Source organism: Pseudomonas sp. SYWMCR5 (assembly GCF_057197165.1).
Window position 1 is genome coordinate 16,929 of record NZ_JBXUNH010000006.1, and the last position, 17,385, is coordinate 34,313.

The following is a 17,385-nucleotide window of genomic DNA, read 5'->3' on the forward strand; positions in this document are numbered from 1 at the left end:
ATGCTGCTCGGTGCACCAGTAGGATGCGTCCGAATGGCTTGAGTGTAAAAACAGAAACGGCCTCCCGAAGGAGGCCGTTTCTCTAGACGGTCACGGCGCAAGCGCCGCGCGCATCAAACGCTGTAGTACAGGTCGTATTCCAGCGGGTGAACGAAGGTACGGACCTTGATTTCTTCTTCGGACTTCAGCTCGATGTAGGCATCGATGAAGTCGTCGGAGAACACGCCGCCCTTGGTCAGGAACGCACGGCCCTTGTCCAGCTCTTCCAGGGCTTCTTTCAGGCTACCGCAAACCTGTGGGATTTCCTTGGCCTCTTCAGGCGGCAGGTCGTACAGGTTCTTGTCGGCGGCATCGCCTGGGTGGATCTTGTTCTGGATACCGTCCAGACCGGCCATCAGCAGTGCGGCGAAGCACAGGTACGGGTTGGCAGCCGGGTCCGGGAAGCGCGCTTCGATGCGGCGGGCTTTCGGGCTGGAAACGTAAGGAATACGGATCGAGGCCGAACGGTTACGGGCCGAGTAGGCCAGCATGACCGGGGCTTCGAAGCCTGGTACCAGACGCTTGTAGGAGTTGGTGGCCGGGTTGGTGAAGCCGTTCAGGGCCTTACCGTGCTTGATGATACCGCCGATGAAGTACAGGGCGGTGTCGGACAGGCCGGCATAGCCTTCGCCGGAGAAGGTGTTCTTGCCGTCCTTGGAGATCGACATGTGAACGTGCATGCCCGAGCCGTTGTCGCCGTACAGCGGCTTCGGCATGAAGGTTGCGGTCTTGCCGTAGGCGTCGGCGACGTTGTGCACGCAGTACTTCAGGGTCTGGACTTCGTCAGCCTTGGTGACCAGGGTGTTGAACTTCACACCGATCTCGTTCTGGCCGGCAGTCGCCACTTCGTGGTGGTGAACTTCGATGACCAGGCCCATTTCTTCCATGGCGTTGCACATGGCAGTACGGATTTCGTGGTCGTGGTCGCACGGCGGAACCGGGAAGTAGCCGCCTTTGACGGCAGGGCGGTGGCCCTTGTTGCCGCCTTCGACGTCCTGGTCGGTCATCCAGGAGCCTTGTTCGGAGTAGATCTTGAACATCGAGCCGGAGATGTCCGACTTGAACTTCACCTGGTCGAAGATGAAGAACTCAGGCTCCGGGCCGACGAACACGGTGTCGCCGATGCCGGTGCTCTTCAGGAACTCTTCGGCACGCTTGGCGATGGCGCGTGGGTCGCGGTCGTAGCCTTGCATGGTGGACGGCTCGATCACGTCGCAGACCAGGATCAGGGTCGGCTCTTCGGTGAACGGGTCCAGCACGGCGGACGAGTCGTCCGGCAGCAGGATCATGTCGGAAGCTTCGATGCCTTTCCAGCCCTCGATGGAGGAGCCGTCGAACATCTTGCCAGCTTCGAAGAAGTCTTCATCCAGCGCATCGCGAGCCGGCATGGTGACGTGGTGCTGTTTGCCTTTGGTGTCCGTGAAACGCAGATCAATCCACTTGACGTCATGATCTTTGATGAGTTGAACCGACTTCGACATGTTGTCCTCCGGATGGTCTAGGGTGCGCTTGGCCGCTGCCCTGGAAAAAGGGTGTCGCCGGGCGCGGATAGTCGGCCAAGCTTACCTGCATCACAAGGGAGCAAATTGCATGCCAGTGCCCGAAAATGGCGATGGCGCCATGAAAATGGGCGTTTGCGGGCGTTTGGCGAGGGAAGGGTGTGAGGCTGTGCACTCATAAAAGGCATTTCCTTGCGACAATGCTTCATTTTGGTGCGCTTATTTGTGCGTGATGCGTTTTTTGAGGGCCTCTTCGCGGGCAAGCCCGCTCCCACGGGGTTGCCGGTGGGCGCAGATCCTGTAGGAGCGGGCTTGCCCGCGAAAGGGCCTTTGCAAGCGCCATCAATCCCACCCGAAAGCCCTCGAACAAACCTCTGATCAAAAGTTGCTCAAACCTCGAGCCATTTCCGCTATAATTCGCGCCCCTCATTTTCGGCAGGCCCCGGGCGCGCTGTTAACTCAATGAAACTTATCGTCAAAGTCTTCCCAGAGATCACCATCAAGAGCCGGCCGGTGCGCAAGCGCTTCATCCGCCAGCTCGGCAAGAACATCCGCAACGTGCTCAAGGATCTGGATCCGGAGCTCGTGGTCGATGGTGTCTGGGATAACCTCGAAGTGGTCACCCGCATCGAGGACGAGAAGATCCAGCGCGAGATGATCGAACGCCTGACCTGCACCCCAGGGATCACCCACTTCCTGCAGGTGCAGGAATATCCGCTGGGCGACTTCGACGACATCGTCGACAAATGCAGGCAGCACTTCGGCCACCTGCTGGCCGGCAAGCGTTTCGCTGTGCGCTGCAAGCGCGGTGGCCACCACGACTTCACCTCGATGGACGTCGATCGCTACGTCGGCAGCCAGCTGCGCCAGCAGTGCGGCGCCGCCGGCATCGACCTGAAGACCCCCGAAGTGATGGTGCGTATCGAGATCCGCGATCAGCGCCTGTACGTCATCCACAACCAGCACAATGGCATCGGCGGCTACCCGTTGGGTGCGCTGGAGCAGACGCTGGTGCTGATGTCCGGTGGTTTCGACTCCACCGTGGCCGCCTACCAGATGATGCGCCGCGGCCTGATGACCCACTTCTGCTTCTTCAACCTCGGTGGCCGTGCCCACGAGCTGGGGGTGATGGAAGTCGCGCACTACCTGTGGAAGAAATACGGCAGCAGCCAGCGCGTGCTGTTCATCAGCGTGCCGTTCGAAGAAGTGGTCGGCGAGATTCTCGGCAAGGTCGACAACAGTTATATGGGCGTGACGCTCAAGCGCATGATGCTGCGTGCCGCGGCGCGCATGGCTGACCGCCTGGAAATCGACGCCCTGGTCACCGGCGAGGCGATCTCGCAGGTTTCCAGCCAGACCCTGCCCAACCTTGCGATCATCGATTCGGCCACCGACAAGCTGGTGCTGCGCCCGCTGCTGGCCAGCCACAAGCAGGACATCATCGATACCGCCTACCAGATCGGCACCGCCGATTTCGCCAAGCACATGCCCGAGTACTGCGGCGTGATCTCGGTGAACCCGACCACCCATGCCAAGCGCCACCGCATGGAGCATGAAGAGAAGCAGTTCGACATGGCGGTGCTCGAGCGCGCCCTAGAGCGCGCCAAGCTGATCTCCATCGACCACGTGATCGACGAGCTGGGCAAGGATATCGAGATCGAGGAAGTGGCCGAGGCGCTGCCGGGCCAGATCATCATCGACATTCGTCACCCTGACGCCCAGGAAGACGAACCGCTGCAGATCGACGGCGTCGAAGTCCAGGCACTGCCGTTCTACGCGATCAACAGCAAGTTCAAGCAGCTCGATGCCAACCGCCAGTACCTGCTTTATTGCGACAAGGGTGTGATGAGCCGTCTGCACGCACACCACCTGCTCAGTGAGGGACATGCCAATGTGCGTGTTTATCGTCCGGCATAAGACGCCAGGGCTGTATGGCGGCAGCATCCGCCATCGCCCTCCCGACCTGCGGGCCCGCTGAGCCTTTTACCTTCATATTGGCTGCCTAGACTGGCGGCAAACCGAATCCTCTGCACGAGATACAGTTGTGATCGAAAATCTGCGTAACATCGCCATCATCGCCCACGTTGACCATGGTAAAACCACCCTGGTCGACAAACTCCTGCGCCAGTCCGGCACCCTGGAGCGTAACGAGCTCAACGACGAGCGCGTCATGGACTCCAACGACCAGGAAAAAGAGCGCGGCATTACCATTCTGGCGAAGAACACCGCCATCAACTGGAACGGCTACCACATCAACATCGTCGACACCCCCGGCCACGCCGACTTCGGTGGCGAGGTAGAGCGTGTAATGTCGATGGTCGACTCGGTGCTGCTGCTGGTCGATGCCCAGGACGGCCCGATGCCGCAAACCCGCTTCGTAACCAAGAAAGCCTTCGAAGCCGGCCTCAAGCCAATCGTTGTGATCAACAAGGTCGACCGTCCGGGCGCGCGTCCTGACTGGGTTCTGGACCAGATCTTCGACCTGTTCGACAACCTCGGTGCCACCGACGAACAGCTGGACTTCAAAGTCGTCTACGCCTCGGCCCTGAACGGCATCGCCGGTCTGGACCACACCGAAATGGGTGAGGACATGACCGCGCTGTACCAGTCGATCGTCGACAACGTACCTGCGCCGGACGTTGACCGTGAAGGTCCGTTCCAGATGCAGATCTCGGCTCTGGACTACAACAGCTTCCTCGGTGTTATCGGCGTTGGCCGTATCGCCCGTGGTCGCGTCAAGCCGAACACCCCGGTTGTCGCCATCGACACCAACGGCAAGAAGCGCAACGGCCGTATCCTCAAGCTGATGGGCCACCACGGCCTGCACCGCGTCGACGTCGAAGAAGCCCAGGCTGGCGACATCGTCTGCATCAGCGGTTTCGACGAGCTGTTCATCTCCGACACCCTGTGCGCCCCGGACGCGGTAGAGGCGATGAAGCCGCTGACCGTCGACGAGCCAACCGTTTCGATGACCTTCCAGGTCAACGACTCGCCGTTCTGCGGTAAAGAAGGCAAGTTCGTCACCAGCCGCAACATCAAGGACCGTCTGGACAAGGAGCTGCTGTACAACGTAGCCCTGCGCGTTCAGGAAACCGATTCCCCTGACAAGTTCAAGGTATCGGGCCGTGGTGAGCTGCACCTGTCGGTTCTGATCGAAACCATGCGTCGCGAAGGCTTCGAGATGGCCGTTGGTCGTCCTGAAGTGATCATCCGCGAAGTGGATGGCGTGAAGCAGGAACCGTTCGAGAACGTCACCATCGACATCCCTGAAGAATCTCAGGGCAAGGTCATGGAAGAGATGGGTCTGCGTAAGGGCGACCTGACCAACATGGTCCCGGATGGCAAAGGCCGTGTTCGCCTGGAGTACAACATCCCGGCCCGTGGTCTGATCGGTTTCCGTAACCAGTTCCTGACCCTGACCAACGGTGCAGGCATCCTGACCTCGATCTTTGATCGCTACGACACCATGAAGTCGGGCCAGATGTCCGGCCGTCTGAACGGTGTTCTGGTTTCGGTCGAGACCGGCAAGGCCCTGACCTACTCGCTGGAAACCCTGCAGGCGCGCGGCAAGCTGTTCGTCGAGCACGGCCAGGAGATCTACAACGGTCAGATCATCGGCCTGAACAGCCGTGACAACGACCTGGGCGTGAACCCGACCAAAGGCAAGAAGCTCGACAACATGCGTGCTTCGGGCAAGGACGAAGTCATCGCCCTGGTTCCGCCGGTTCGCCACACCCTCGAGCAGGCCCTGGAGTTCATCCAGGACGACGAGCTGTGCGAAGTCACACCGAAGTCGATCCGTCTGCGCAAGAAGATCCTGGACGAAGGCGAGCGTACCCGCGCTGCCAAGAAAGCCAAGAACTGAGTTAGCTCAGGCTGAATGAAAACGCCCCCGGTCGAAAGGCCGGGGGCGTTTTTGTTGGTGGCGTTATCGAACTCCTGTCATCGGAGTGTTGGTTTATATGAGGCAGCGGACGATAACGTTGCTTTTCTATGTGGGAAATTGCCCCGCGCCAGCGTGAGATTTAAATTTTCGTTCCTGTTAATAATCTTGGATGTGGGTAAGTTATAGAAAAGCAAGGTGTTTTTCTTTCCTAGGGGCTGACAGGTTTTTTGTCGAGGCGTGTTTTTCCTCGTGTGCGAAACTCTATGAGTCTTTTATTTTTCTATCTCTTGTCGAGTATGCATGAGGAAGAAAAATGACTGGAGTTATTACCCATAAAGATATCTGTGTGATCGACGATGGGGTCGGTGATCAGGAACATGCAAAAGTTTTGCAGCTTTTAACCGAATCATTGTGGCGTTATGGGTGGCCCTATCCTTATTCGGCACTTGATCGCCCATGTTGGCATAGCTTTATCGCTGGCACTCGCAGGAATGAATTGGAAGATTGTGAGCAGGAACTGCGTGAGCGTGCGGATTGGGGGTTCTTAGCGGATATCTGGGCACGTATAAAAGCAGTGCACATGCCGTCTGCCGTATTGCTAGGTGTCTATGCAAATGGACAGACAAGTGGCCAGGATGGTCCCATTCATCGTGACAATACGTCCGAGGCACCTGGGCGAACGGTGATGCTGTTCTGTAGTGAGCACTGGGCTACCTGTTGGGGAGGGGAGTTGATGTTTTATGACTATGACAAGGAAAACATCGTCATGTCAGTTCAGCCCAAACCTCGAAGAGTTGTCATTTTCAATGGAGAGATACCGCACGGAGCACGGGCTCCGGCTGCGAGCTGCAATAGGCTGCGCATGAGCATCGCATTCAAGACGCTGATCAGGGAGTCGTAAACATGGCCCGATCAGTCGAAATTATCTTAGGGTATGTCGATACGCCCGTCGGTGCAGGCGCGGCGGCCAGCTCGCTTATAGATCAATACAACAGTGACAAGAAGGGCTTTTCCCTGGTGAACCAAAGTGCCCAGACAGGTGCTGCGGTCGCAGGCGTTACGTCGATTGTGAGGCTGACGGCGGGGTTCACACCGTTTCTGAATATAAAGACGAATACGTTAGCGGCGACCACTGTGTTGCTGAAAATTACGGCAGAGTATCGCCAGGATCAGAAATTTGATTCTGGAGATGTATTGAGCTTGGTTGGGAATGTCGCAGGGGTTGTCGGAAGTGTTGCTTTATTGGCCGGTTCTGGGCCTGTTGCAGTTGTCTTGACCGGTGTAGGTGTTTTTACTAATGTGGCGGGAGTGGTCGGGAGTGATGCTGCGAAAAATTTGTATGATTCGTTGTTGTCACCTGTACTGGAGAAATATTTCGTTGCAGATCCAGGTGCTGTTTATCCAGATTACTGGGTGGCACCGGATTTGACGCTTGCATCTTTGGGGCAGATTAGTGCAGCCTATTCGGGCCGGATTGCAGTAAGTAATTGGGATCCCGATACTCAGGTGGTGTTGCTCGGTAGTGATCATTCTCATACTTACGGTGTGATGGGGAGTAGTGGGGGGAGTGGGTATGTTGAAAATGGTGCTGGACCTGGTCAGGTAGTCGAACCCAGCGGTAATTCTATAGGGGTAGGGCCTTTGATTTTTCCAGTGCCTGAGTCACCAGGCTGGAGTATTGATATTGGTCCTTTTGAGATCATCCAACCTGGCATGGGTCTTGGAGGGGGCGATAAATATCACTGATGATGGACTAGATCAAGTGGCTGTCCATGGAGGGGCGTATGGCTTCATTTGCCGAGTTTTATAAGATACTCAAGGCGTCCCCTCCATTGAGGCGTATTAAGTTGCTTTTGCTTGTCATGGTTTGTCTGGTGGCCAGTGCCGCACTATATTTTAGTGGGTGGGAAGTCTACCGCATGCCTGATGTCTCTAGACAGACGGTTATTGAAGGGCGGGTATCCGGTTATCCAAGTAGCTGGGAACACAACCGTTCGATCGTGAGGTTCGCCGTTGCGTACAAGTTGGATGGAGTCACAGAGGGAAAACCTATCTATCTCTACCAAAAGCTGTACGAGCAGTCGGGTTTACGGATTAATTCCAAGGTCCTCCTGAATGTGGAGCGCCTGGAAGAAGGCAGTATGGTTCGTGAACTTGCTACGTTGGACGGACGGGTTCTCTACAATGACCGGCTCCACCGACAGGTTGTCGCCTGGAACAATAAATCGATAAGAGCCATAGTGGTGATGTTGGGGTTGGTGTCGATCCTCATCGCACTCGCTATGTTGGTGATCGCTGTGCGTCATCGGCGCGAGCTTTTTCAGGCCGGATGACCCGCTCGCGCAAGAAGATCCTCGACGAAGGCGAGCGTACCCGCGCTGCCAAGAAAGCCAAGAACTGAGTTAGCTCAGGCTGAATGAAAACGCCCCCGGTCGAAAGGCCGGGGGCGTTTTTGTTTGTCTGCAGCTTGCGTTATGTTCGTGCCGGCCTCTTCGCGGGCTTGCCCCGCGAAGAGGCCCGAACCGGCGCTACAGGCCTATCGCCCAACCACCTTGGGCTTGTATGCACAATACCCCGGCCGCGGTCCGACCTTGGGGTGGTTGCGGCAGGTGTCCGGGCGCTTGTCATAAATGGTGCACAGCCGGCTCTTGCGGTCCAGATACATGCAATCGTCGTTGCTCATTCGGGTCAGGGTGAAAATGCCCGACTTCTGGTTGAAGCGCTCGATGATGCCTTCTTTCTGCAGGCGCTTGGCGACGTTCTTCGGCGGCTCGTCCTTCTCGAACTCGTCCACCACGCCGATGCGGATCAGATCCTTGATCTTAACCTCCACAGGCAGGGTACAGCAGGTCGAATGGCAGCCATGGCACATGCTGCTGGTGTAGCGCTGCCAGGTTTCCAGGCGGTCGACTTCGGCGGCGGCGATCAGGGTCGGTTTCATTTTAATAGTGGGCGGATCACGGTCTTGGGGCGCGCGATCATACCGGAGTTGTTCAATTTGTGAACAACCTTTTGCCGGAATCGCCAAGGCGGCATGAAAACTGCGAACCGTAGCCTGTCACTCCCTGTCGAAGGGTCTAGTCTCTTCAATCTCCCTCCGTATTCGTCAACTTGCCCGAGGATGCCGCATGTCCCAGGAACCCAAAGCTCGTGACGCCGAGGTGGCCGCTTTTCGCGCCGCTGTACTGGACAAACTGACCTACGCGGTCGGCAAGGACCCGGAACATGCCTTCGACCATGACTGGTTCGAAGCCATCGCCCTGGCCGCCCGCGATCACATGGTCGACCACTGGATGGACCACACCCGCCAGGCCTACCGGCGCAGCCAGAAGCGGGTCTACTACCTTTCCCTGGAGTTCCTCATCGGCCGGCTGCTGTACGACAGCCTGAGCAACCTGGGCTATCTGGAGATCGCCCGTGAAGCGCTCGAGGGGCTGGACGTGGACCTTGAACGCATCCGCCTGCTCGAGCCCGATGCCGCGCTGGGCAATGGCGGCCTGGGACGGCTGGCGGCGTGCTTCATGGAAAGCATGTCGACCCTCGGCATCGCTGCCCATGGCTACGGTATCCGCTACGAGCACGGGCTGTTCCGCCAGGCCATCGTCGATGGCTGGCAGCAGGAGCAGACCGAAAACTGGCTGGACTTCGGCAACCCCTGGGAGTTCGAGCGCGCCGAGGTGATCTATCCGATCAGTTTTGGCGGCAGTGTCGAAACGCTGCACGACGCCCAGGGTGTTGCCCGGCAGGTCTGGACGCCGGGCGAAACCGTGCGTGCCGTGGCCTACGACACGCCCGTGGTCGGCTGGCGCGGCTCCAGCGTCAACACCCTGCGCCTGTGGCGCGCCCGGGCGCTCGAAGAGTTGCACCTGGAGCGCTTCAATGCCGGCGATCACCTGGGGGCGGTGGCCGAAGTGGCGCGGGCCGAAAGCATCTCGCGGGTGCTTTACCCGGCGGACAGCACCGAAGCGGGGCAGGAATTGCGCCTGCGCCAGGAATACTTCTTCGTCTCCGCGTCGCTGCAGGATCTGCTGCGACGTCACCTGAACATGCACGATGACCTGCTCAACCTGCCGGACTCGGCGGCGATCCAGCTCAACGACACCCACCCCTCGATCGCCGTCGCCGAGCTGATGCGCCTGCTGGTCGACCAGCATGCCATTCCCTGGGAAAAGGCCTGGGAGCTGACGGTCGGCACCTTGGCCTACACCAACCACACCCTGCTGCCCGAGGCCCTGGAAACCTGGCCTGTGGCGCTGATGGAACGCATGCTGCCGCGGCACATGCAGATCATCTACCTGATCAACGCGTACCACATCGACGCGCTGCGGGCCAAAGGGCTGCACGACTTCGACGTGCTGCGCGCGGTGTCGCTGATCGAGGAGGACAACGGCCGCCGTGTGCGCATGGGCAACCTGGCGTTTCTCGGCTCGCACAGCGTCAACGGCGTGTCGGCGCTGCACAGCAAGCTGATGAAGAGCACGGTATTCGCCGAACTGCACAAGCTGTATCCGCAGCGGATCAACAACAAGACCAACGGCATCACCTTCCGCCGCTGGCTGTACCAGGCCAATCCGCAGTTGACCGGCATGTTGGTCGACGCCCTGGGCGCCGAGGTGCTGGACGATCCGGAGGGCAAGCTCAAGGCGCTGGCGCCCCACGCCGAGAAAGCCACCTTCCGCAAGCAGTTCGCCGCCCAGCGCCTGCATAGCAAGCGCGCACTGGCGAGCATCATCCAGGACCGCATCGGCGTGACGGTCAACCCCGAAGCGTTGTTCGACGTGCAGGTCAAGCGTATCCACGAGTACAAGCGCCAGTTGCTCAACCTGTTGCATACCGTCGCGCTGTACCAGGCCATGCGCAATGACCCCGGCACCCCGTGGGCGCCGCGGGTGAAGATCTTCGCCGGCAAGGCGGCAGCCAGCTATCACCAGGCCAAGCTGATCATCAAGCTGACCAACGACATCGCTCGGGTGGTCAACAACGACCCCACCGTGCGCGGGCTGCTCAAGGTGGTGTTCCTGCCCAACTACAACGTCAGCCTGGCCGAGAGCATCATCCCGGCGGCCGACCTTTCCGAGCAGATCTCCACTGCCGGGTACGAAGCGTCCGGCACCAGCAACATGAAGTTCGCCCTCAACGGCGCGCTGACCATCGGCACCCTCGACGGCGCCAACGTCGAGATGTGCGAGCAGGTCGGCGCGGAAAACATGTTCATCTTCGGCCTGACCGCCCAGCAGGTCGAGGCGCGCAAGCGTGCGGGCGATTTTGGTGCAGCGGCGGCCGTGGCCGCCTCCGGGCGCCTGGGCGATGTGTTGCAGGCGATCCGCAGCGGGGTGTTCTCGCCGGATGATCCAGGGCGCTATGCCGGGCTGATCGACGGCCTGGTGGCCTACGACCGCTTCCTGCTGTGCGCCGATTTCGATGCGTACTGGGACGCCCAGCGGCGGGTCGAGGAGCTGTGGCATACGCCGCAGGAGTGGTGGCGCATGGCGGTGCTCAATACCGCACGGATGGGCTGGTTCTCGTCGGACCGCACCATTCGCGAATATGCCACCGAGATATGGAAGGCGTTGGATTAGCAGGGTGTCAGTTCCGGCCCTATCGCGGGGCAAGCCCGCTCCCACAGGTGCACCGTTGGTCTCGGGATCAGCGGGGTGCCTGTGGGAGCGGGCTTGCCCCGCGATCAGGTCGCCGCCGACCAACTGCCTGAACTCATCGCCCGAACCACCGTCTGATCCGCCAGGCGAGTCTCTTCGCTCGCTAGGCTGCCACTCTCCCTGTAAACTGCGGGGGTTTTTCTACCCCTTTCCACTTCGGAGCCATACATGTCCCGCGTTACCCTGAGTCGCTATCTGATTGAGCAGACCCGCAGCAACAACACTCCTGCCGATCTGCGCTTCCTGATCGAAGTGGTGGCGCGCGCGTGCAAGGAGATCAGCCACCACGTGTCCAAGGGCGCCCTGGGCGGCGTGCTGGGCAGCATGGGCACCGAAAACGTGCAAGGCGAAGTGCAGAAGAAGCTCGACGTCATCTCCAACGACATCCTGCTCGAGGCCAACGAGTGGGGCGGCCACCTGGCCGGCATGGCGTCCGAAGAAATGGACAACGCCTACCAGATCCCGGGCAAGTACCCCAAAGGTGCCTACCTGCTGGTCTTCGACCCGCTGGACGGTTCGTCGAACATCGACGTCAACGTCTCGGTCGGCACCATCTTCTCGGTGCTGCGTTGCCCGAACGAATACCTGAGCCAGAACGAAACCCTCAACGAAAACGCCTTCCTGCAACCAGGCACCCAGCAGGTCGCCGCCGGTTATGCGATCTACGGCCCGCAGACCATGCTGATCCTCACCCTGGGCAACGGCGTCAAGGGCTTCACCCTGGACCGCGAACTGGGCAGCTTCGTCCTGACCCACGAAAACATCCGCGTGCCGGAAACCACCGCCGAATTCGCCATCAACATGTCCAACCAGCGCCACTGGGAAGCCCCGGTGCAGCGTTACGTGGGCGAGCTGCTGGCCGGTGAGACCGGGCCGCTGAAGAAGAACTACAACATGCGCTGGATCGCCTCGATGGTGGCCGACGTGCACCGCATCCTGACCCGTGGCGGCCTGTTCATGTACCCGCGCGACGCTCGCGAGCCGAGCAAGCCGGGCAAGCTGCGCCTGATGTACGAAGCCAACCCGATGTCGTTCATCATCGAGCAGGCTGGCGGCGCATCGACCAACGGTTACGAGCGTATCCTCGACATCAAGCCTGAGAGCCTGCACCAGCGTGTGTCGGTGATTCTGGGCTCGAAGGAAGAGGTCGAGCGCGTCACCGCCTATCACAAGGAGTAAGTCATGCTCGCACCTTGGCAGCCGTTGCTGGAGTGGTGGTTCGGTTGGGGCACCAGTGCCCAGGCCGTGGCTGACGAGAAGAGTACGCAGTGGTTCGGCAAGCATCACGATGCCGATGCCCAGGCACTGTTCGGCGATCTGGTCGAACAGGCCCTGGCCGGTGGGCTCGACGAGTGGCAGCAAAGCCCGCAGGGCTGGCTTGGTCTGTTGCTCCTGCTCGACCAGTTGCCGCGCATGATCTACCGCGACACGCCGCGCGCCTTCGAGGGCGACCGGCGTGCCCAGGTGGTGGCCATGCAGGGTTTGCAGAAGGGCTGGGATTATCAGCTGCTGCCGATCCAGCGCGTGTTCGTGCTGCTGGTGCTGGAGCACGCCGAGGTGCTGGATTGGCAGAACCTGTGCGTGGAGCGCTACCGGACGTTGCTGGACGAGCAGCCTGAGGCCAATCGTCGCCTGTTCGAAGGCTTCCTGGACTATGCCGAGCAGCACCAGCGGGTGATCGCTCGGTTCGGCCGTTTCCCGCATCGCAATCTGTTGCTGGGGCGGCCGAGTACCAGTGAAGAGATGGACTTTCTGCTGGAGCCGGGCTCCCGGTTCTAAATCAGCGCAGCCTTCTTCGCGGGTTTACCCGCGAAGAAGGCGCCGTCGAACCTTAGATCCTGAAACTCCCCACCAACTGCTTCAACCGATCGACCTGATGCTCCAGGTCGTTGCAGGCACGCAAGGTGCTCTGCAGGTTCTGCACCCCTTGCTGGTTCAGCGTATTGATCTCGGTGATGTCGACATTGATCGACTCGACCACTGACGTCTGCTCTTCGGTCGCCGTAGCCACCGACTGGTTCATGCCGTCGATCTCGCCGATACGTTGGGTCACGCTGCCCAGGCGGTCACCTGCGCGGTTGGCGATCTCGACGCTGTGATCACTGTGCTGCTGGCTCTGGTTCATGGTGCTCACCGCCACTTGCGCGCCAGCCTGCAGTTCCTCGATCAACCCCTGCACCTGCTGCGCCGACTCCTGGGTGCGGTGCGCCAGGTTGCGCACTTCGTCGGCCACCACGGCAAAGCCGCGCCCGGCCTCGCCGGCCCGCGCGGCCTCGATGGCGGCGTTTAGCGCCAGCAGGTTGGTCTGCTGGGAGATGCCGCTGATCACGTCGAGAATCTGGCCGATGTTCACCGTGTGGGCGTTGAGCGTCTCGATGTTGCCGCACGAATCGCTGATCCGCGCCGACAGCTTGTTCATCACATCGATGGTCTGGCCAACCACCTGCTGGCCTTCCGCGGCCAGGTCACGGGCGTCGCTGGAGTGCTGCGAGGCGAGGGCGGCATTCTGGGCGATCTCCTGGGCTGCGGCGCCCAGCTGGTTGATCGCCGCCGCCACGCTGCTGGTGCGGCTGGACTGCTGGTCGGCATTTTCGATGGAGGCGTTGGAGGCACTCACCACTTGGCTGGCCACGGCGTTGACCTGGCCAGTGGCCGAGGCCACTTCGCGGATCGACTCGTGAATACGCTCGACGAAGCGGTTGAACGATTGCCCCAGGCTGCCGAACTCGTCCTGGCCGTGGATGGTCAGGCGCCGGGTCAGGTCGCCTTCGCCCTCGGCGATGTCACGCATCGCGCGGCCCATGACATGCAGCGGCTCCATCAGCACGCGGATCAACAGGCCGAGCAGGGCGATGATCACCACTATCGCGATCAGCGTTGCCACCACTGCCGAGGTGCGCAGTTCGCCCAGCATGGCGAAGGCGGCGTCCTGATCCAGGACCAGGGCGACGTACCAGTCCGCCGGCACGCCATCGACGTGGCTGAAGCTGATGAACTGGCTGTGTCCGTCCGCTTCGACTTCAGCCATGCCCTTGGCGATGCGCGGGGTAGCGTTGGGGTAGAGGTCGGCCAGGGTCTTGAGCGCCAGGTCGGCCTTTGGATGGATGAGGATCTTGCCTTCACCGTTGACGATGAAGGCATGGCCCTTGCCGCCGAAGTCCAGGGCATTGACCAGGTTGCTGATGGTCTGCAGGTCAGTGTCGACGCCGCTGACGCCGATCAGTTGCCCGGCCTGCTGCACGGGCGTGGCGAGGGTGACCACCAGCTTGCCGGCCGACGCCGAGATATAGGGCTCGGTGATGATGGTCTGGTTGGCGGCGCTGGCGGCCTTGTACCAGCCGCGGGCGCGCGGGTCGTAGTCGGGGGCGCGATTGCCGACCGGCACCGATTGCATGCGGCCATCTTTGCCGCCGAAGTAGGTGAGCTGGAAGTTGCTGGCATACACCGGCAGCGCCAGGCTGCGGTCAAGGCTGGCCTTCTGCGGCCCGTCCACGGCGATCTGCTGGGCCAGTGACTGCAGCAGTTGCATGCGGCTGTCGAGCCAGGTACGGATGTTGCCCGCGGTCAGGTTGCCCAGGGCTTGCAGGTTGGTTTCGGTGTCGCTGCGCAGCGACTGGCGCTGGCGATAGTCGTTGAACAGCACGAAGCAGGCGAAGGCGACGGCCACCACGAGTGCGGCGGCCACCAGGATCTTGTGGCTGAACTTGAGATTTTTTGTCATGTGCAAGGTCTGCGCAGGCATTTCGGGAGGAGGGTGCGGCAAAAGGCCACATCGCTGAATGCTATGTCGCCTGCGATGAAATAGCCATGAGCGTTTTGTGACAGCACCCGACCAACGGCATGGTACGAAAGCAGGGGTAGCAGGGAACCGGGGAGGCATTTTTGCTTCTAAGCTCTCTGCAGGCCGTCTCGCCTGTTGCATCCATCTCCAGGAGAGCCCTTCATGTCGTTGCGTTCCCTCGCCCTGTTGTCCTTGTTGGTCGTCCTGACCGCCTGCAGCAAGATCAACCAGGAAAACTATTCCAAGCTCAAGGCCGGCATGACCAAGGCCGAGGTCGAGCAGTTGCTCGGCTCGCCGAAGGAGTGCTCCGGAGCACTCGGCATGAGCAGTTGCACCTGGGGCGACGAGAAGAGTTTCATCAGTGTCCAGTACGCCGCTGACAAAGTGCTGATGTACTCCGGGCAGGGCCTCAAATGAAGCGCGTGCACCTGTTGCTGGCGCTGGGTCTTGCGCTGGTGCTCGGCGGTTGTGCCAGCTCGTCGGTGGATTCGCTGGCGCCCAAGACGGCTGGCAACGTCGACCTCAAGCGCTACCAGGGCAAGTGGTTCGAGCTGGCACGCCTGCCGATGCGCTTCCAGGAAGGCTGTGCGCAATCCGAAGCCCATTACAACCTCAGGCCCGATGGCAGCCTGGGCGTGCTCAATCGTTGCCGTACCGAAGGTGACGAATGGCTGCGCGCCGAGGGCCGCGCCGGCATCGAGGAGCCGGGGCGCACCGACAAGTTGTGGGTGGAGTTCGACAACTGGTTCACTCGCCTGGTGCCGGGGCTGACCAAGGCGGACTACTGGATCCTGTACGTGGACGATCACTACCGTACCGCGATTGTCGGCAGCCCCAACCGCAAGTACCTGTGGATCCTGTCGCGAACCCCGAGCCTGCCGGCGTGGGAGCGCGAGAATCTGTTGTCGAAGGCTCGCCAGCAGGGGTATGACACCAGCCGGCTGATCTGGCGGGTGTCGGACAAGGCAATCGTTGCCCGGCATTGAGTTGCCGGGTTCCAGATCCAGGCTTGGCGCGATCAAGCAGGTGATCGCGCTGGCTTTCAGCCCAGCAGTGTGCGCAATACCGCTGCGAAGGCCTGCCCGCTTTGCTCTTCCAGCGCGTGTCGCCCCTGGCGCACCACCCACTGTCCGTTGACCATCACATCACGCACCTGACGGTCGCTGCCGGCGAACAGCCAGCGGTTGAGGATGCCGTCGCCGCTCGAGGTCGCCAGGTACGGATCCTGCCCATCGAGCACCAGCCAATCGGCACGCTTGCCCACCGCCAGCTCGCCAATCTCTTGCCCCAGGGCCTGCGCACCGCCTGCCAGCGCCGCGTCGTAGAGGGTACGGCCGACCATCGGCTGGTCGCTGCGGTATAGCCGGTTGCGCCGCTGGTCGCGCAGGCGCTGGCCATACTCCAGCCAGCGCAGTTCCTCGACCACGCTCAGCGAGACATGGCTGTCCGAGCCGATGCCCATGCGCCCGCCCTGGGCCAGGAAGTCGACGGCCGGGAAGATGCCATCGCCCAGGTTGGCCTCGGTGGTCAGGCACAGCCCTGCCACCGCGCCGCTGCGGGCCATGGCGCTGACTTCGTCGGCCTCGACGTGGGTTGCATGCACCAGGCACCAGCGCGAATCCACCTCGACGTGCTCGTACAGCCATTGCACCGGGCGACGGCCGCTCCAGCTGAGGCAGTCGTTGACTTCCTTCTGCTGCTCGGCGATGTGGATGTGCACCGGGCATGCCTTGTCGCTGGCGGCCAGCACTTCGGCGATCTGTTGTGGCGTGACCGCGCGCAGCGAGTGGAAGCACAGGCCCAGGTGCTGCGCGGGTTGCGCGGCCAGCAGCGGCTTGAGCTGTTGCTGCAGGCGCAGGTACTGCTCGGTGGCGTTGATGAAGCGCCGCTGGCCCTCGTTCGGTGCCTGGCCGCCGAAGCCGGAGTGGGAGTACAGCACCGGCAGCAGCGTCAGGCCGATGCCGCTGGCGCGCGCCGCGGCGCTGATCTGGCGCGACAGCTCGGTGGGATCGGCGTAGGGCTTGCCGGTGTTGTCATGGTGCACGTAGTGGAATTCGGCCACCGAGGTGTAGCCGGCCTTGAGCATCTCGATGTACAGCTGGCGGGCGATGACCTGCAGCTGCTCGGGAGTGATCAGGCCGACCAGGCGGTACATCAGGTCGCGCCAGGTCCAGAAACTGTCGTTGGGGTTGCCGACCACCTCCGCCAGGCCTGCCATGGCGCGCTGGAAGGCGTGGGAATGCAGGTTGGGCATGCCCGGCAGCAGCGGGCCGGCCAGGCGCTCGGCGCCTTCGGCACTGGCGTTCGCGTCTATTTTTTCGAGCCGCCCGTCGGCGGACACCTCAAGGCGGACATTGCTGGCCCAGCCTGAAGGTAGCAGGGCACGTTCGGCGAAGTAGGCGGACATCACTCGGTCATCCTGTATCGTTATTTGTATATACATATACAGACGTTTGCCTGCCGGGTAAACTGCGGCAAGCTACCGTCAATCAAATTGCACAAGGATGCATAGCCGTGCCGACA

General features: G+C 61.0%; 14 protein-coding genes and 1 pseudogene. 10 read left to right on the forward strand and 5 right to left on the reverse strand.

Annotation, left to right across the window (positions count from 1 at the left end):
* Nucleotides 1-113 precede the first annotated feature (113 nt).
* Complete coding sequence (gene glnA, locus AC2CGW_RS16575) at nucleotides 114-1,520, reverse strand: glutamate--ammonia ligase (protein ID WP_063541420.1); 1,407 nt, start codon at nucleotides 1,518-1,520, stop codon at nucleotides 114-116.
* 480 nt (nucleotides 1,521-2,000) lie between these two features.
* Here glnA and thiI point away from each other — a divergent pair, with 480 nt between their 5' ends.
* The 5 genes from thiI to AC2CGW_RS16600 all read left to right on the forward strand — a co-directional run bounded on the left by thiI (nucleotide 2,001) and on the right by AC2CGW_RS16600 (nucleotide 7,757).
* A complete protein-coding gene (gene thiI, locus AC2CGW_RS16580; protein ID WP_484574320.1) occupies nucleotides 2,001-3,455 on the forward strand; it encodes a tRNA uracil 4-sulfurtransferase ThiI in 1,455 nt (484 codons plus the stop codon).
* A gap of 127 nt (nucleotides 3,456-3,582) precedes the next feature.
* Entirely contained in the window at nucleotides 3,583-5,403 is a 1,821-nt protein-coding gene (gene typA, locus AC2CGW_RS16585; protein WP_186665747.1) for a translational GTPase TypA, read from the forward strand.
* Between the two features lie 334 nt (nucleotides 5,404-5,737).
* Nucleotides 5,738-6,325 carry a 2OG-Fe(II) oxygenase gene (locus tag AC2CGW_RS16590; protein WP_484574321.1) on the forward strand — a complete coding sequence of 196 codons (588 nt, stop codon included), beginning with the start codon at nucleotides 5,738-5,740 and terminating at the stop codon, nucleotides 6,323-6,325.
* A gap of 2 nt (nucleotides 6,326-6,327) precedes the next feature.
* Nucleotides 6,328-7,170 (forward strand): hypothetical protein, encoded by an 843-nt coding sequence (locus AC2CGW_RS16595; RefSeq protein ID WP_484574322.1) that lies wholly within the window; start codon nucleotides 6,328-6,330, stop codon nucleotides 7,168-7,170.
* 38 nt (nucleotides 7,171-7,208) lie between these two features.
* A complete protein-coding gene (locus AC2CGW_RS16600) occupies nucleotides 7,209-7,757 on the forward strand; it encodes a hypothetical protein (RefSeq protein WP_186665750.1) in 549 nt (182 codons plus the stop codon).
* 203 nt (nucleotides 7,758-7,960) lie between these two features.
* Here AC2CGW_RS16600 and AC2CGW_RS16605 read toward each other — a convergent pair whose 3' ends face one another.
* Complete coding sequence (locus tag AC2CGW_RS16605; RefSeq protein WP_054895281.1) at nucleotides 7,961-8,365, reverse strand: YkgJ family cysteine cluster protein; 405 nt, start codon at nucleotides 8,363-8,365, stop codon at nucleotides 7,961-7,963.
* Between the two features lie 187 nt (nucleotides 8,366-8,552).
* Here AC2CGW_RS16605 and AC2CGW_RS16610 point away from each other — a divergent pair, with 187 nt between their 5' ends.
* The 3 genes from AC2CGW_RS16610 to AC2CGW_RS16620 all read left to right on the forward strand — a co-directional run bounded on the left by AC2CGW_RS16610 (nucleotide 8,553) and on the right by AC2CGW_RS16620 (nucleotide 12,860).
* Entirely contained in the window at nucleotides 8,553-11,003 is a 2,451-nt protein-coding gene (locus AC2CGW_RS16610) for a glycogen/starch/alpha-glucan phosphorylase (protein ID WP_186665751.1), read from the forward strand.
* 246 nt (nucleotides 11,004-11,249) lie between these two features.
* Complete coding sequence (locus AC2CGW_RS16615) at nucleotides 11,250-12,260, forward strand: class 1 fructose-bisphosphatase (protein WP_054895279.1); 1,011 nt, start codon at nucleotides 11,250-11,252, stop codon at nucleotides 12,258-12,260.
* 3 nt (nucleotides 12,261-12,263) lie between these two features.
* Nucleotides 12,264-12,860: a DUF924 family protein gene (locus AC2CGW_RS16620; RefSeq protein ID WP_186665752.1), complete on the forward strand. Its 597-nt coding sequence runs from the start codon at nucleotides 12,264-12,266 to the stop codon at nucleotides 12,858-12,860.
* Between the two features lie 52 nt (nucleotides 12,861-12,912).
* Here AC2CGW_RS16620 and AC2CGW_RS16625 read toward each other — a convergent pair whose 3' ends face one another.
* Nucleotides 12,913-13,743, reverse strand: a complete 831-nt coding sequence (locus tag AC2CGW_RS16625) for a methyl-accepting chemotaxis protein (RefSeq protein ID WP_426351717.1) — start codon at nucleotides 13,741-13,743, stop codon at nucleotides 12,913-12,915.
* Between the two features lie 24 nt (nucleotides 13,744-13,767).
* Nucleotides 13,768-15,003, reverse strand: a pseudogene (locus AC2CGW_RS16630) (HAMP domain-containing protein); the annotation flags it as partial.
* 21 nt (nucleotides 15,004-15,024) lie between these two features.
* Between AC2CGW_RS16630 and bamE the strand changes: the two are divergent.
* On the forward strand, nucleotides 15,025-15,279 hold the full coding sequence (bamE, locus tag AC2CGW_RS16635; protein WP_186721366.1) for an outer membrane protein assembly factor BamE domain-containing protein: 255 nt from the start codon (nucleotides 15,025-15,027) through the stop codon (nucleotides 15,277-15,279).
* Complete coding sequence (locus tag AC2CGW_RS16640) at nucleotides 15,276-15,848, forward strand: lipocalin family protein (protein WP_186665756.1); 573 nt, start codon at nucleotides 15,276-15,278, stop codon at nucleotides 15,846-15,848. Before bamE ends, AC2CGW_RS16640 begins: the two co-directional genes overlap by 4 nt.
* Before the next feature lie 56 nt (nucleotides 15,849-15,904).
* Here the strand turns inward: AC2CGW_RS16640 and AC2CGW_RS16645 are convergent, their stop codons facing one another.
* Nucleotides 15,905-17,269: a formimidoylglutamate deiminase gene (locus AC2CGW_RS16645; protein WP_484574323.1), complete on the reverse strand. Its 1,365-nt coding sequence runs from the start codon at nucleotides 17,267-17,269 to the stop codon at nucleotides 15,905-15,907.
* Between the last annotated feature and the right edge of the window lie 116 nt (nucleotides 17,270-17,385).